The sequence below is a fragment of the Mycobacterium sp. genome (assembly GCF_049608025.1).
In the GTDB taxonomy this organism is placed as follows: Bacteria; Actinomycetota; Actinomycetes; order Mycobacteriales; family Mycobacteriaceae; genus Mycobacterium.
The window spans coordinates 4,386-18,461 of record NZ_JBMYXC010000062.1 but is presented as its reverse complement, the minus strand read 5'-3'; the positions used below and the strand labels follow the sequence as shown (position 1 = coordinate 18,461).

Annotated in this window: 15 protein-coding genes and 1 riboswitch; of the genes, 1 reads left to right on the top strand and 14 read right to left on the bottom strand. The window is 64.9% G+C overall.

All coding sequences use genetic code 11. The features are described from left to right. From ACPGXI_RS15845 to secA2, 11 genes are all read right to left on the bottom strand, one after another. Nucleotides 1-244 (bottom strand): hypothetical protein (locus ACPGXI_RS15845; protein WP_526654595.1); only part of this gene is annotated, 244 nt, incomplete at its 3' end. Between the two features lie 238 nt (nt 245-482). Next, a riboswitch (glycine riboswitch) is annotated at nt 483-581 on the bottom strand. A 67-nt stretch (nt 582-648) separates the two neighbouring features. Continuing rightward, nucleotides 649-1,272 (bottom strand): MerR family transcriptional regulator, encoded by a 624-nt coding sequence (locus ACPGXI_RS15840; protein WP_526654593.1) that lies wholly within the window; start codon nt 1,270-1,272, stop codon nt 649-651. A gap of 244 nt (nt 1,273-1,516) precedes the next feature. Beyond that, the gene (locus ACPGXI_RS15835; RefSeq protein WP_526654591.1) at nt 1,517-2,011 is read right to left on the bottom strand and encodes a bifunctional nuclease family protein; all 495 of its coding nucleotides are present in this window, start codon (nt 2,009-2,011) and stop codon (nt 1,517-1,519) included. Between the two features lie 107 nt (nt 2,012-2,118). Then, nucleotides 2,119-2,886 (bottom strand): transcriptional regulator FtsR, encoded by a 768-nt coding sequence (gene ftsR / locus ACPGXI_RS15830; RefSeq protein ID WP_526654589.1) that lies wholly within the window; start codon nt 2,884-2,886, stop codon nt 2,119-2,121. A 49-nt stretch (nt 2,887-2,935) separates the two neighbouring features. Continuing rightward, complete coding sequence (garA, locus tag ACPGXI_RS15825; protein ID WP_526654587.1) at nt 2,936-3,403, bottom strand: glycogen accumulation regulator GarA; 468 nt, start codon at nt 3,401-3,403, stop codon at nt 2,936-2,938. A gap of 153 nt (nt 3,404-3,556) precedes the next feature. Continuing rightward, complete coding sequence (gene gcvH / locus ACPGXI_RS15820) at nt 3,557-3,952, bottom strand: glycine cleavage system protein GcvH (protein WP_526654585.1); 396 nt, start codon at nt 3,950-3,952, stop codon at nt 3,557-3,559. A 73-nt stretch (nt 3,953-4,025) separates the two neighbouring features. Next, entirely contained in the window at nt 4,026-4,817 is a 792-nt protein-coding gene (locus ACPGXI_RS15815) for a DUF881 domain-containing protein (RefSeq protein WP_526654601.1), read from the bottom strand. Between the two features lie 66 nt (nt 4,818-4,883). Then, a complete protein-coding gene (locus tag ACPGXI_RS15810; RefSeq protein ID WP_526654583.1) occupies nt 4,884-5,216 on the bottom strand; it encodes a small basic family protein in 333 nt (110 codons plus the stop codon). Beyond that, entirely contained in the window at nt 5,213-6,100 is an 888-nt protein-coding gene (locus tag ACPGXI_RS15805; protein ID WP_526654581.1) for a DUF881 domain-containing protein, read from the bottom strand. Before ACPGXI_RS15805 ends, ACPGXI_RS15810 begins: the two co-directional genes overlap by 4 nt. Nucleotides 6,101-6,106: 6 nt before the next feature. Beyond that, a complete protein-coding gene (locus ACPGXI_RS15800) occupies nt 6,107-6,748 on the bottom strand; it encodes a CDP-alcohol phosphatidyltransferase family protein (protein ID WP_526654579.1) in 642 nt (213 codons plus the stop codon). A 10-nt stretch (nt 6,749-6,758) separates the two neighbouring features. Next, nucleotides 6,759-9,119 carry an accessory Sec system translocase SecA2 gene (secA2, locus tag ACPGXI_RS15795; RefSeq protein WP_526654577.1) on the bottom strand — a complete coding sequence of 787 codons (2,361 nt, stop codon included), beginning with the start codon at nt 9,117-9,119 and terminating at the stop codon, nt 6,759-6,761. Nucleotides 9,120-9,266: 147 nt separating this feature from the next. On the opposite strand from secA2, the gene ACPGXI_RS15790 reads away from it, so the two are divergent. Further along, nucleotides 9,267-11,186 (top strand): ABC transporter ATP-binding protein/permease, encoded by a 1,920-nt coding sequence (locus ACPGXI_RS15790; protein WP_526654575.1) that lies wholly within the window; start codon nt 9,267-9,269, stop codon nt 11,184-11,186. An 83-nt stretch (nt 11,187-11,269) separates the two neighbouring features. Here ACPGXI_RS15790 and ACPGXI_RS15785 read toward each other — a convergent pair whose 3' ends face one another. The 3 genes from ACPGXI_RS15785 to ACPGXI_RS15775 form a co-directional block, all read right to left on the bottom strand. Then, entirely contained in the window at nt 11,270-11,848 is a 579-nt protein-coding gene (locus tag ACPGXI_RS15785) for a hypothetical protein (RefSeq protein ID WP_526654573.1), read from the bottom strand. Between the two features lie 78 nt (nt 11,849-11,926). Further along, a complete protein-coding gene (locus ACPGXI_RS15780; RefSeq protein WP_526654599.1) occupies nt 11,927-13,429 on the bottom strand; it encodes an FAD-binding protein in 1,503 nt (500 codons plus the stop codon). Between the two features lie 19 nt (nt 13,430-13,448). Next, a complete protein-coding gene (locus ACPGXI_RS15775; protein WP_526654571.1) occupies nt 13,449-13,943 on the bottom strand; it encodes a VOC family protein in 495 nt (164 codons plus the stop codon). Nucleotides 13,944-14,076: the final 133 nt, after the last annotated feature.

Genomic DNA, 14,076 nt, shown 5'->3' with positions numbered 1-14,076 from the left:
CCCCGTCGGCATCTATCAGGTCGGCATCTATCAGGTCGGCATCCATCAGGTCGGCATCCATCAGGTCGAGGATGTCCGCGGGCACCGCCTTGGCGGCCAACTCATCGAGCGACTCGACGCCGATCGTGCTCAGCAGCGTGTCGACCGCACGGGCATCCGGCCCGATGTGCCGGTCGGCGAAGCTGAGTTCAGAGGTTTCTTTGGGGGTACCGGACCTGGAATCCGACATACTGGAATCCGACATAACAGACATCTCCCGACGATTGCCGCGGGCGCGAGGAGCGCAGGCGCACTGAGCTCCTCCCCCTCTGTCGTCAACCCAATCGGGTGCCTGAGAGATTCAGCCAGCCCGGCTGATGGCATCAGCCGACAGAGCCTTTCCCCATGGGCGGGTGAACCAGCCCCGGGTTTACCCAGCTTGTCCAACTAGTCCAGTTGTCCAACTAGTCCAGGGGCGTGCGCACCACTTTCCAGAGGCATCGGGGCCTCGCGCGGTCCTGGTTGCCTGAGAGGTTGACGGAGAGGTGTTGCTCCTTCGGCGCCCGTGGCTGGCGGCCACGGAACTCTCCCGCGCAAGGGCGATGCGTCACCCACTCTACCGGCGCGCGGCACCTGGAGGTCGATCAGCTCCCTTACGGCTTGCTCGGGTCAGCCGATCTTGCGGTCGCGATGTTTGCGCCGCGACGCCAACTCGTCTTCCGGTGCGGAGATCGATTCGCCGCCATCGGCCCGCTCACCAGGGAAATCGGCGATCGCGCCGGTCAGTTCCCGCATTGCGCCCGATACTGCGATACCGAACACGCCCTGCCCACCCTGAAGTAGATCGACGACCTCCTCGGCGGAGGTGCACTCGTACACGGTGGTGCCGTCCGAGAACAGGGTGATGTTGGCCAGATCCTGGACGCCGCGCTGTCGCAGATGGTCCACCGCGACGCGGATGTTGTGCAGCGAGATGCCGGTATCGAGCAGACGCTTGACGATCTTGAGGACCAGAATGTCCTTGAACGAGTACAGCCGCTGGCTGCCGGACCCTGCCGCACCCCGGATTGAGGGCACGACCAGCGAGGTGCGGGCCCAGTAGTCGAGCTGGCGATAGGTGATTCCGGCGATCTGGCAGGCGCTGGGCCCGCGATATCCGACGAGTTCGTCGGGCACTGAATCGTCGGGGAAGAGGCCGCCCTGGACGGGCTCAGCGGCCACCCGAGGAGGAGTGTCCGCCTGCGGGGCACCGGTGGTCAGGTCCAGTTCTTCCTGGCCTGGCGTGTCTCCCACTTGTCGAATCCCTTCGCCTTGAAGCGCTCTCGATTCCGCGTCCAGACTTAAGTGGCGCACGTTCACCTCGGCCCGAATTGTGTAGATCATACTCTCGACGGCCTGCTGTGACTGCCGGTCGCGAACAAGTATGGCTGCCTAATTCGGTGGGGGGCATACGCGCCGCGCGTGTCGAGCCTGACGAGACTCATCCGTGACCAACGTTCTCGGCGGGAACGCGGCCCGCCGTCAGGTTGCTTTGAAGTCAGGTTGCCTTGAAATCGTCGGGTGACACGCTGTCGAGGAACTCTTTGAATTTTTCGACCTCGTCCTCGCGTACGGCGCCGGTCGCCTCGTCGTCCTTCTCGTCGGGGATGAGCAGTCCCGCCTCGGCGAGGACGGCCTCCTCGACATAAATCGGCACCCCCAGGCGGAGTGCGATGGCCACCGAGTCCGACGGGCGGGCGGACACTTTGATGTCGCGATCGAAGATCAGATCCGCGAAAAAGGTGCCTTCCTGAAGGTCGACGATGCGCACCTCTTTGAGTGAATGACCAAGGGCAGCAATGAGATCGCGGATAAGGTCGTGGGTCAGCGGACGGGCCGGCTCGACCCCCTGCTGTTCCAGTGCGATGGCGGCTGCCTCCGACTGGCCGATCCAGATGGGCAGATAGCGGTCACCGTCGGACTCGCGCAGCAACAGGACGGGCTGGTTCTGGGGCTGCTCAACTCGAATGCCGACCACGCGAACCTCACCCATCTGTGCCTGCCCTTCGCACCGGTGTATTGCTCAATTCGATCCGGGTGGAAAAAACGCCCGGATGCCACCACATTGCCGTCGAGAACCCGGCACCGCGAGTCTAGTACTCAGCGATCGAGAACGTCGCGTACGGCCGACTTGATCAACGACGTGTGCAATGTGATCGCCAGTGCGGCCACTTCGCGGGCCAGGTCGTCGGCACGGTCCCGCGCTCCCGCTTTGCCCGCCTTGACCACCGGCCCGGCGATCTGGGCGATGAGGTCGGATTGCCGGTCGGCAGCAGACCGGAAAGCCCGCAGGTGACGGGGTTCGACGCCGTAGTCGGCGAGCGCGTGGGCGCATTGGGCAATGACGACGGAGTGATCGTCGAACAGGACCGTCCCGCCGCCTTTGAAGATCGGGGTGATGACGCCGGCCTTGATCAGCGAGGTGAGCAGCTCGTCCTTGACGCCGGAACGTTCGAGCAGGTCCTCCCGGCTCAAACGCACCTGGGCGGGCAGGCCCGCGGATGTGGCTGGGTAACCGGTCTGGCCCGGGTGGTCTGCGTTGTTGTCGGCGACCGTCACCAGACGCGGTGCACCATACGCCGATTCGGTTTGCGGAAGTTCCCCGTCGGGGTGCGCATCCAGCTCGGCCTTGATGACTTTGAGCGGAAGGTACTTGTCGCGCTGAGCGGTGAGGATGAATCGGAGGCGGGCACAGTCGTAGGCAGTGAACCGCCGGTAACCCGATGGAGTGCGCTCGGGGGTGACCAGGCCCTCTGCCTCCAGGAAGCGAATCTTGGAGATGGTTACGTCGGGGAAGTCACGGCGCAGCAGATCGAGGACCACCCCGATGGACATCCCGCTGGGCCCGGGTGCGTCGGGTTGTGTCATCTGGCCGTTGGCGCTGGCGCTGATGGTGTCGTGTGGTCGTCGGCGACACTCAGCTCGCGGCGCCGTCGCCCTTCGGGCCGGCCAGGAACACCAGGCGGAACTTGCCGATCTGGACCTCGTCGCCGTTGGCGAGCACGGCGGAATCGACCGGTTCGCGATTGACGTATGTGCCGTTCAGGCTGCCCACATCGACGACCTGGAACTCGCCGCCCTCAAGCCGGAACTCGGCGTGCCGCCGGCTCACGGTGACGTCGTCGAGGAAGATGTCACTGTCGGGATGGCGACCGGCCGAGGTCGTGGGCTGGTCGAGTAGGAAGCGCGACCCGGCGTTGGGTCCGCGCTTGACAACCAGCAGAGCTGATCCGACGGGTAGTCCTTCGACGCCGGAAACCGAGCTCTCGCCGGCCTGGGCCGGTGGCGCGTCCAGTTCGTTGAGGAAGTCTGCGCGGAACACCGATGTCGTCTCCACGGTGACCTCATCAGAGTCAGCCCCAGAATTGAAGTCCTTGTCCGTCACCCGCTGCTCCTCACTGGCTGCTGTGGCGATCTCAGGCTGGAAGCCCAGCTGTCACGCCGATGGTGTCGACCGTACCGCGCAGTGGACCCGATTGTGTCCACCAACGCCGGATTCGCGCGTTGCGATCCGGTCTGCATGACCCTAACAAGCCCTTCAGTCGGTCACGTGGCTGCGGTAGCCGTCCGCGTCCAGCAGTTTGGCCAGGCTGTCGTTCAGCGCATCCGCCTCGACCTGCAGTTCGACCAGCCAGCCCGCGCCGTAGGGGTCGGAGTTGACCAGTTGCGGCTCCCCGTCCAGATCACCGTTCACCGCAACGACTTTCGCAGAGACAGGCGCATACAGGTCAGACACCGACTTTGTGGACTCCACCTCGCCGAACGACTCTCCGGCGGCCACCTCCGCGCCGACATCGGGAAGCTGGATGAACACCACGTCTCCCAGTGCGGACTGCGCGAAGTCGGTGATGCCGATGCGCAGCGTGCCGTCGCCGGTCCGCTGTACCCATTCGTGTTCGGCGGTGTAGTTCAGCTCGGCGGGAATATCGGTCACGGCGCTCCTCTGTCTCGGGTGGTATCTCTGGTCGTATGTCGGGCTGATCGGATTCGGCAGCCGACGGTATTGGTCACTTGACGGGCTGAGCGTATTGGCGAGGTTTCGGTTGCCGCAAGGCGGTGACGTCGACCCGGTCGGATTGTTGCACCACCACGGTGCCGCCAACGCGCTCGATGCCGTCCTTCGCTCCGCCCGGGATATTCATCGCTGCGGCCAGCGTGGGCGGATCCCCAATCGCGAGAACCGAATACGCTGGATTCAGCGTCGTGCCATCGGCGATCAGCGCCCCCGGGACACCGGTGATCCAGGTGTCGACCCCTACCCGCACCGAGACCTGCTCACCATCCTGGCCGCCGCGGATCTCCATCGACTCGGCGCCCGCCGCGCGCAACTCGTTGATCACGTCGAGCATGGTCTCCGCCGAAACGCCCTGCACCGGGTCCTCGATGGTCAGCGTTATGCCGGGGCCGGTCGCCGGGACGGTGCCGATCAGTATCGACAACGCCGCCAGTCGCGCTCTGGCGTTCTCGATCGCCACCTGATCGCTGCTGCCGGAGGCCTCCAGTCGGGCCAGCGTGCGCTCCAGGTCGGCAACCTCGGTATTGAGCGCCGCTTCACGCTGTTGCAGCGAGTCGAGCAATACCAGCAGGTCGGCGGGTCGCGCCGTGTCCAGCGAGTCGCCGGACCCGGTCTGTTGGACCTGGGCGGCGAGTGCGACGCCCAGCAGGAGGCACAGCAGCACAGCCAGCACCCCGAAGACGGCCTGGGACCGTCCCCCAGAATCCGGACCTGTCACCTCGCTCGAGCGCGGCTCTGCGTTCGCCGACGGTTCGTGGTTGCCCTGGGGTGGCTCGGCGCTCATCGCCATCCTCTGCTCTTCGCGCAAGCGCTCATCTCGGTTTTCTGCTCTTCGCGCAAGCGCTCATCGCTACGCCCCGAAGAGCCTGCGCCGCAACGCGGCCGCGTTTCCGAATATCCGAATTCCGAGCACCACGATGATCGCCGTCGACAGCTGAGTGCCAACGCCCAGTTGATCGCCGACGTAGACGATCAGCGCGGCCACCAGCACGTTGAAGACGAAAGAGATGACGAACACCTTGGAGTCGAAGATTCTTTCCAGGTATGCCCGCAGACCGCCGAACACCGAATCGAGGGCTGCAACCACCGCAATCGGCAGGTAGGGCTGGACCAACTCGGGGACGCTGGGATGGAGGACGACACCGAGCACGATGCCGACGACGAGTGCGAGGATTCCGATCAATTGGGCCCGATCTGCTTGGCGAAGCTGACTTTGCGAACGGACCCTGCGGGCAGGATCAGCCCTTCGCCGGCGGCGACCGCGACGCCCACCCGGTAGGACGCCTCCAGCAGTCGCAGGCGCCGCAGACCCGCACTTCGGGCGAAGGCATCCTGCATTGCGTGCGGCGGACCGACCGCTTGTATGACAAAGGGACTGGTGATCGGTTGATTGTCGGCCAGCATGCCTCCCCCGGCCTGGCGGATCGTCACGTTCGGGCCGACGCGCACCCCGCCCACCGAGACGGCTTCGGCTCCACTGGCCCACAACGAGTTGACGACCAGTCGTAGGTCTCGGTCCAGGATTACCTGCCTGCTGCCGGCCACGCGCTGCTTGGACACGTCGGTGAGATCGGGCGCAGTCCCGGGATCGGTGACGGTGACGGTAAGGCCGGGCCCGATCAATGAGATGGCTGCGGCCGCGGAGATGGCCTGCTCCAGGTCGTCGAGCAGCTGTTGGCCAGTGGCGTCGCCCGCGAGACGGCTGCGTCGTTGGGCGTTCACCTCCCCAGCCACCCGGTCACGGCGGGCAGCGAGATCTGCCGCGCTCGCCTCGGTGGACCGCACACTTGCGGCCAGCAGCTGCTGCGATTCGCGCACCCTGGGCGCGGTGGATTGCGCCTGCGCCCAGGCCAGTGCGAACACCGCCGTCACCAAGACCGCAGCGAGGATCTGCCAGGTCCACTCCGCAGGCCGTGCCCGCTGCTCCTGCGCCTTCGCCGCCGCGGCGTAACCGGGGTCGAGGTGGTCGGAGAGCAACGCTCGCAGCAATGACGGCACCGGTATCAGCGTCGGACCGCCGGTCTCGTTCGCGTTGCTTCCGGCCTCGAAACCGCCCAAAGTGCTCACCGGTGACTAGTCGCTGTCAGGGGCGGTGTGGGATTTGGCAGGGGGCATCGTGCGCATCACCATGACCACCTGGATCAGGTAGAGGACCGCGGACCACAGGTACATGGCGAGGCCCCAGATCAGAAAGCCCCACCCGACCGCCAACACCACCCGGGCCCAGGTCGCGTCGTGCTGTCCCAGCAGCACCAGCGGAAGGCCCGACATCAGCGCGAATGTCGCCGCCTTACCGACGTAGGTGACGGGGAGCGCCGACAGCCCGCGTGTGCGAAGCAGCGGCAACGTCGCGGCCAGCACCACGTCGCGCCCGAGTAGCAGCACCACGGTCCACCACGGGATCACGCCGGCTATTGCCATCGCGACGGGTACCACGACCATGTAGATCCGGTCGACCGCGGGGTCGAGCAACGCGCCTAGCCGCGAGGACTGGTTGTCGAACAGGCGCGCGATCTTGCCGTCTGCCCAGTCGGACACCCCACTGAACATCAGCACGGCGACCGCCCAACCCGTCGCACCGGCGATCAGCAGCAGATAGAGGAAGACCGGTACGAGAACCAGGCGGATGATTGACAGCACATTCGGCACCGTCAGAACCCGGTCCTGCGGTTCCGATCCCGGGGTCGCAGCGTTCCCGTCCGCCGCCTTGACCATGCAGTAGAACCTAGCGGAACACGCCGGGCAGGCTGAGTCCCGACATGGTGTCGTCGGCCAGCGGATTGTCGTGAACCATGTACGTCCACGTCGAGGTTGGCCGGGCCAGCTTGGACAGATCAAGACCCAGCTCGTCCTCGATCGACGTCGCGGTGTCGAAGGTCTGCTGGGCCGCTTCAATGGCGTCGGCGGCTAGCGAGGCGAAGGCGTCGACTGCCATCCGATGGAATTCGTCGAGCGGATTCTGCCGACCCAGGGCGCGCAGGTGGATGCTCTCCCGGATGTCGGCAAGGTATGCCAGATGCTCGGTCCAGCCGCGGTCCAGGTGGTAGAGCATGATCAGCCTGCAGATCCTTTCCAGCTTCTCTTCAGCTTCCTCGCCAAGCTGCTCGACCAGTTCCTGGTAGCGCGTCGGCGACAACTCTGCCAGCTCCTCGCGCGCCGTCGCGGTGCGCAGCAACGTGTCGCGCCGCTCGACGAGAATCCCGCGTTGCTGGGCGATCAGCAGGTTGTAACGCCAGGTGGTGGCGTGAACTTCGAGCAGTCGGCCGTCGGCGATCCGCTGCGCGTCCTCGAGCAGATTGGCCGCTTTGGGGCTCACCACCCGGCCGTCCTCGTCACAATCGACCGGCAGTTTGTCGGAGTCGAGATAGGCGACCACGACGTCGTCCTCCCAGCTGGAGAAGAACAACGACGATCCAGGGTCGCCCTGCCGACCGGCGCGGCCGCGAAGCTGGTTGTCCAGCCGCTCGGTGTGGTGGCGGCCGGTGCCGATGACATGCAGTCCCCCGAGTTCGGCCACTCGCTTCTTTTCGGCGGCGTTATCGCTTACGTCGGACCCCCCCAGCCGGATATCGGTGCCGCGGCCGGCCATCTGGGTGGATACCGTGACCGCGTTCAGCGCGCCCGCCTCGGCGATGACAGCCGCCTCCTCGGCGTCGTTCTTGGCGTTGAGCACGGCCGCCGGCACGCCGGCCTTGACCAGTCGCTCATGCAGATCTTCGGATTCGGCCACGTCGCGGGTGCCCACCAGAACCGGCTGGCCGGTCTTGTGAACGGCGGCGATGTGTTCGACGATGCCGTCGTTCTTGGCAGCGACGGTGACATACACCCGGTCTGCCTCGTCCTCGCGGATGTTCGGGGTGTTGGGCGCGATCGGCGAGACGCCGAGCTTGTAGAACTGACGAAGTTGTTCACCGGCGGCCAGCGCGGTGCCGGTCATCCCGCAGACTCGCGGGTACCGGTTGATCAACGCCTGCACGGTGATGGTGTCGAGCACCTCCCCGGTCTCGGTGGTCTCGATTCCCTCTTTGGCTTCGACGGCGGCCTGCAAACCGTCGGGCCACCGCTGCAGGGTCGCGATGCGGCCGCGGGAAGCGTTGATCAGATGCACCGCATTGTCCCGCACGATGTAGTGCACGTCGCGTTGCAGCAGCGCGTATGCGTGCAGGGCGACGTTGATCTCGGTGAGCGTGGTGGCGACGTGCTCCTCGGAGTACAGGTCGATGCCACCCAGTGCCGCCTCGACTTTGACGGCGCCCGCCTCGGTGAGGTGTACGTTGCGGCTGTCGGTGTCCGCGGCGAAGTCCTTGCCCTCGACGAGCTCGCCGACGAGTCGGATCAGCTCGACGCGCGGGGTCTCCCGATGGCTGGTTCCCGCCAGCACCAACGGCACCAGCGCCTCGTCGACAAGGACCGAGTCGGCCTCGTCGATCAACGCCACGTCGGGATTCGGGGAGACGAGGTTCTCGACATCGGTCACCAACTGGTCGCGCAGCACGTCGAAACCGATCTCGTTGACCGACGCGTACGTGACGTCGCATTGGTAGGCCTCGCGGCGCTGGGCAGCGGTGGATTCCGCGGTGATCCAGCCGACAGTGAGTCCCATCGCTTCGATCAGCGGAGCCATCCATTCGGCATCACGGCGCGCCAGGTAATCGTTGATCGTGATGACGTGCACACTGCGACCCCCGAGCGCGTAGCCGGCCGCCGCAATCGCGCCGGCGAGCGTCTTGCCCTCGCCGGTGGCCATCTCGACAACGTCGCCGGCCAGCATCCGCAGTGCGGCGTGCAGCTGTACGTCAAAGGGACGCAGGTCGGTCGTCTTTTCCGCCGCCGCACGGGCGATCGCCAGGAACTGGGGTATGTCGGCGGAGTCGGCCAGGTCTTCGAGCTCGAGTAGGCGGGCTGCCGCGCGCACCTGCTCGTCGTCGAGCTCAGCAACCTTGGCATCGAATTCGGCAGACTGATCGACCAGCTCTGTCGACAGCGTCTGGTCCTTGTCCGCGCTTGCGCCGAGCAGCTTCCAGAAACGGTTGGAGATCCGCCCCGGTTTGGGTTTCGCCGAAGTCTTCGAAGAGTTGCGAGCCACACAGTCACGGTACGCGGCGCGGGTCGCACCCCAACCTGTAGGCCGAGCGGGCCAGAAGTCGCGCTGGTGCGGGCATGGGCCGACTCGCCCCATCGGCCTGGCCTCCTCCAATACCCCGCCGGCAGATTGTCGCGGTACCTTGCCCGAATGGAATTGTTCACCCCCACTCTGGACTGGACCGGCGAGATCTGGACCTCGCTGTGGTGGATCGCCCAGGGCTGGGGTTACGCAGCGGTGGCCACTTTCGTGGCTCTCGTGTTGATCGTGCGCTACACCACCTGGGGGAAGCAGTTCTGGCGTGTCACCCGGGGTTATTTCACCGGCCCCGAAAGCGTGGTCGTGTGGGTGTGGCTGGCGGGAATCCTGCTACTGGTCATCGCGAGCGTCCGCCTGTCGGTGCTCTTCAGCTTCCAGGGCAACGACATGATGACCAGCTTCCAGGTCATCGCGTCCGGAGTCGGTGCCGGTGACGACGCTGTCCGGGAGTCGGGCCGTGACGGCTTCTGGCTGTCCATGGGGGTCTTCTCGGTCCTGGCGGTCATCAACGTCGCCCTCATCATGCTCAATCTCTTTGTCACCCAGCGGTTCATGCTGCGATGGCGTACCTGGCTCACCGACCAGTTGACCGGCGACTGGCTCGACGGCAAGGCTTTTTACCGGACGCGATTCATCGACGACACTATCGACAACCCCGACCAGCGCATCCAGGCCGACATCGACATCTTCACCGCCGGTGTCGGCGCACTGCCCAACACACCGAACAACACCGCTAGTTCGACGCTGCTGTTCGGTGCCGTCTCGTCGATCGCGGCGATGATCTCGTTCACCGCGATCCTGTGGAATTTGTCGGGGCCGGTAACCCTGCCGCTGATCGACATCGAATTGCCCAAGGCGATGTTCTGGATCGGCATCGTCTACATCTTGTTCGCGACAGTCGTCGCTTTCTGGATCGGCCGCCCGATCATCACGTTGTCCTTCAACAACGAGAAGTTCAACGCGGTATTCCGGTACGCGCTGGTGCGACTGCGCGACGCGTCGGAGGCGGTCGCGTTCTACCGCGGCGAGCTCGCCGAGCGCACCGGGCTGCGCCGCCGGTTCGCCCCGATCGTGGCGAACTACAAGAAGTACGTGAACCGGCTGGCGGCGTTCCTGGGCTGGAACCTCTCGATCAGCCAGGCGCAGGAGCTGATTCCCTATATCGTGCAGTTCTCCCGTTTCTACAATGGCGAGATCACCTTGGGTCAGCTCTCGCAGACGGCAAGTGCCTTCCGGGAGATCCTGAGTGGATTGTCGTTCTTCCGAAACGCCTACGACAACTTCGCCGGCTACCGCGCCGCGATCATCCGGCTGCACGGCCTGGTGATCGCCAACGAGGAGGGTCGGGCGTTGCCCTCCCTCACCGCCGAGGACTCCACCGATGGCCGCGTGGTGCTCGACGACGTCGAGGTGCGGACCCCCGCGGGTCGTCAGCTGATAGACCCACTGGATCTCTCGCTGCAACGGGGAGATGCATTGGTGATCACCGGCGCTTCCGGCACTGGAAAGACCACGCTGCTGCGCAGCCTCGGACGGCTGTGGCCGTTCGCCTCGGGTTCCATCAAATACCCGATCGAAGAGAACGCGACGATGTTCCTCTCGCAGATGCCCTATGTGCCACTCGGCGATCTACGCACCGTTGTGTCGTATCCGAACGAGAGCGGTGCCATCACCGACGAGGACCTTCGCGCGGTGCTCAACGAGGTCGCGTTACCCCACCTGACCGACCGGCTGGACGAAGAGCAAGACTGGGCCAAAGTGCTGTCGCCAGGCGAACAACAACGCATTGCGTTCGCTCGGATCCTGCTCACCAAGCCCCAAGCGGTGTTCCTCGACGAATCGACCTCGGCACTCGACGAGGGTCTGGAGTTGATGCTCTACCGGCTTGTTCGCACCCAACTGCCGGATACCATCCTGGTCAGCGTCAGCCATCGATCCACCGTCGAACAGCACCACACCCAAGAGCTGCAACTGCTCGGTGACGGCGGCTGGTACCTCGGTGCGGTCGGCGACGAACCCGCGCGCGTTTAAGCGATCTGATCGGCCATGTCGTCTCAGGCCATGTCGTCTCAGAACATGTCGTCTCAGACCATGTCGTCTCAGAACATGTCGTCTCAGACCATGTCGTCAACGACGACCGACGCGTAACCCATTCCGATGTAGGTGATTACGAAGCCGATCATGAGGACGGCGAGTGCGATGTCCGCGGCCGTCTTGCGCAGGAACAGCCCAACAACCCCCCCGGCCACGATAAGGCCCTGAAAAAGCAGGTCCAAGTCCCAGCTCTGCTCGCCGATGAGGGTGTCGTGCAGCAGGTTGACCGCAATGAAAAAGATCAGCACCCCGAAGAAGATCGGTCGAACCCGGGCGAAGGCCACCGAACGCGAGAGGGTGCCATCGTTTTCCACAGCTGGATTCGAAGGCGGCAACAGGACGGACATGACGAGGATTCCGGCTGGCACGATGAGATACGCGACTAATTCGAGGATGGTTGTATGCGTCAAGGTTTCTCGGTAATACGTCGACGCCAGCCACACCTCGATGACCAACACCAGCAGGAAGATCTGCCATAGCATCGCAGGCACGAACGGGCGGCGCTGCGGCTCCCAGCACCAATCCCGCACTGTGACAGTGAGTTGGCTTATCAGTTGGCCGAAGGCGATGCCCAGGATCACCGTGTAGAACCACCACATCCGAACATGCTCGCACGCGATTCTTCGTGCCAGGCTATCGATGTCGTGGCCGCCGCCTTCGTGCACCTTGAACTTCGACTAAGCGCGCGCGGCGTCTTCGCCTACGCGCCGGGCTGCGTGCTCGCCGGCCCGCCGCCCGAAGAACGAACCCTCGCCCAGTTGCGTGCCGCTGGCATAGCCCTTGCCGTCCTGGGCGATGTTGCATGCGCACGCGCCCGCTGCGTAGAGCCCGGGGACCGCGCCGCCGTCCCGGTCCAGCACCTCACCGTCAATCGATACCGTCAACCCGCCCATCGTGAACCCGGAGTACATCGCGCGGCCCAACGACAGGTCGAAGGCCGCCCATGGGCCGGTGTCCTGGGCCGCAACGTATTCCGGCTGTTTGTGAAAGTCCGGGTCTTCGCCGTTGGCTGCGTTCGCGTTGTAGCGGTCCAGTGTTGCCGCCAGGTTGCCCGCCGGGATCCCCAGCGCGGTCTCCATCTCGGCGACCGTCTCCCAGCCGTCGATGAACCGGATCAGCGGCATCTCGGGCATCCGCATGTGGTCTTCGTCGACGATGAGGTACGCCGACTGATCGGGCTGCTCGAGCACGAAAGCCGAGGTGCGCGAATGGTAGGAGTCCTCGGCGACGATTCGCTGACCGTCCTTGTTGACGACGACGCCGGTGAGCAGGATCTCGGGCGGGTAGGCAGCGGCGGTGATGAACAGCTGATCCATGTTGTCGGTGACGCCACCAGCGGAGACGCCCAGTCGGATGCCCAGGCCGTCGTCGTTGGGGTTGCCCAGGATGTAAGGAGCCACCATCCCGTGGTGTTTGGTCTTGCGCTCCTGGCTGAGCGTGGGCGTGTATTCGGCCACCATCTCGGCGTTCATCGCGAAGCCGCCGGCGGCAATGATGACCGCCTTGGCCCTGACCTCCCCGGTTTCGCCGAAGTGCTTCCAGCGCACGCCGACCACCGCGTGGTTCTCGTCCACCACCAGCCCTGTTGCGCCGGTTTCATAGCGGAACTGCACACCCAGTTCCGCAGCGCGCTTGAGCAGCAGATCGATCACCATCGCCGCGCCGCCCAACTCGCCCGGTACCGGCACGGAGTGGCCGCGGGGCGCCGGCTCAGCCTGCTCGCAGAACGGCCACACCTTCTCGTTGCCGGTGTAGGAAAGTCCCTCGGTGCCCGGCGGTACGACGATCTTGCCGGGGTAGAAGCTGCGCTCGAATTGAAAGCCAAGCGCCTCAAGCCAATTGAAGTGCTCCACGCTGCCGTCGCAATAGGCGCGGATCTTGTCGCGTTCGGGTTCACGGGACACCGCGATCAGGTACTTGTACATCTCCTCGGGTGAATCCGGGTGGCCGGTCGCCTGCTGTACAGCGGTCCCACCGCCGAGATAAAAGTGGCCGCCGGCCATCGAAGTGGTCCCGCCGGCGGCCGCGGCCTTCTCCAGCACCAGTACGCGGGCCCCAGCCGCCGCAGCGCTGACGGCCGCGCATCCGCCTGCGATTCCGAATCCGAGGACCACCACGTCGGCATCTTCGGACCACGAGGTGACCTCATCCTCGTTCACGGTTTCCGGGATGTGCCGCATGGTCACTGCTGCTCCTGCTTCATAGTGTCTCCTGCTTTATCTGGTCGAAGAAGGCGTGGATTTCGGTTGGAATGCAGGCGATCTCGATGTAGGGAACGCCTGAGCTCTCGGCCGAGACATAGGCGAACCGCATCCCGCCCGGCATTGTGCCGGCCATGACAACGGGTAGGTCCTCGCGCTGGGCGTCACGGACTGCGGCGTCGAAATGGGCGGCATCGTCGGCCTCGATGCAGATGTGGTGCAGTCCTGGCCCGCTCTGCTCGAGGAACTCGGTGTAGATGTTGCGGCCCGACACCGGAGCGATCAGTTCCAACTGGGTATCACCGGCGTAGCTGAGCGAGATATCGGCGACGAAGTCGGCGGGTTGGCCGCGGTAGGTGCACGCTTCCGGGCCGAAATGAACACCGGGCATGCGAACCCATTTCTTGGCGCCCAGCAGTGCGGTCAGAACCGATTCCGTGGCTGCGAGGTCCCGGGTAACCCAGGCAATCTGGACAGGTGTCTGGTCAAGCATTCCCATGAGAATATCGCCAGCGCTGCCGCCTGGCTAGAACGTGTTCTAATCCTGGCGTTTCCCGGGTGCGCAACCGCGCCGGCCGACCTGTGGTGTCAGCGGCCGACGGTGATTTCGAGGTCGGTCGACGGTG

Excerpts from the sequence above, each read along its gene's own strand:
- ACPGXI_RS15800 (WP_526654579.1), bottom strand. The coding sequence starts at position 6,748 with ATGGTCAAGGCGGCGGACGGGAACGCTGCGACCCCGGGATCGGAACCG.
- ACPGXI_RS15835 (WP_526654591.1), bottom strand. The coding sequence starts at position 2,011 with ATGGGTGAGGTTCGCGTGGTCGGCATTCGAGTTGAGCAGCCCCAGAAC.
- ftsR (WP_526654589.1), bottom strand. The coding sequence starts at position 2,886 with ATGACACAACCCGACGCACCCGGGCCCAGCGGGATGTCCATCGGGGTG.
- ACPGXI_RS15790 (WP_526654575.1), top strand. The coding sequence starts at position 9,267 with ATGGAATTGTTCACCCCCACTCTGGACTGGACCGGCGAGATCTGGACC.
- ACPGXI_RS15775 (WP_526654571.1), bottom strand. The coding sequence starts at position 13,943 with ATGCTTGACCAGACACCTGTCCAGATTGCCTGGGTTACCCGGGACCTC.
- ACPGXI_RS15780 (WP_526654599.1), bottom strand. The coding sequence starts at position 13,429 with ATGCGGCACATCCCGGAAACCGTGAACGAGGATGAGGTCACCTCGTGG.
- ACPGXI_RS15815 (WP_526654601.1), bottom strand. The coding sequence starts at position 4,817 with ATGAGCGCCGAGCCACCCCAGGGCAACCACGAACCGTCGGCGAACGCA.
- ACPGXI_RS15785 (WP_526654573.1), bottom strand. The coding sequence starts at position 11,848 with ATGTGGTGGTTCTACACGGTGATCCTGGGCATCGCCTTCGGCCAACTG.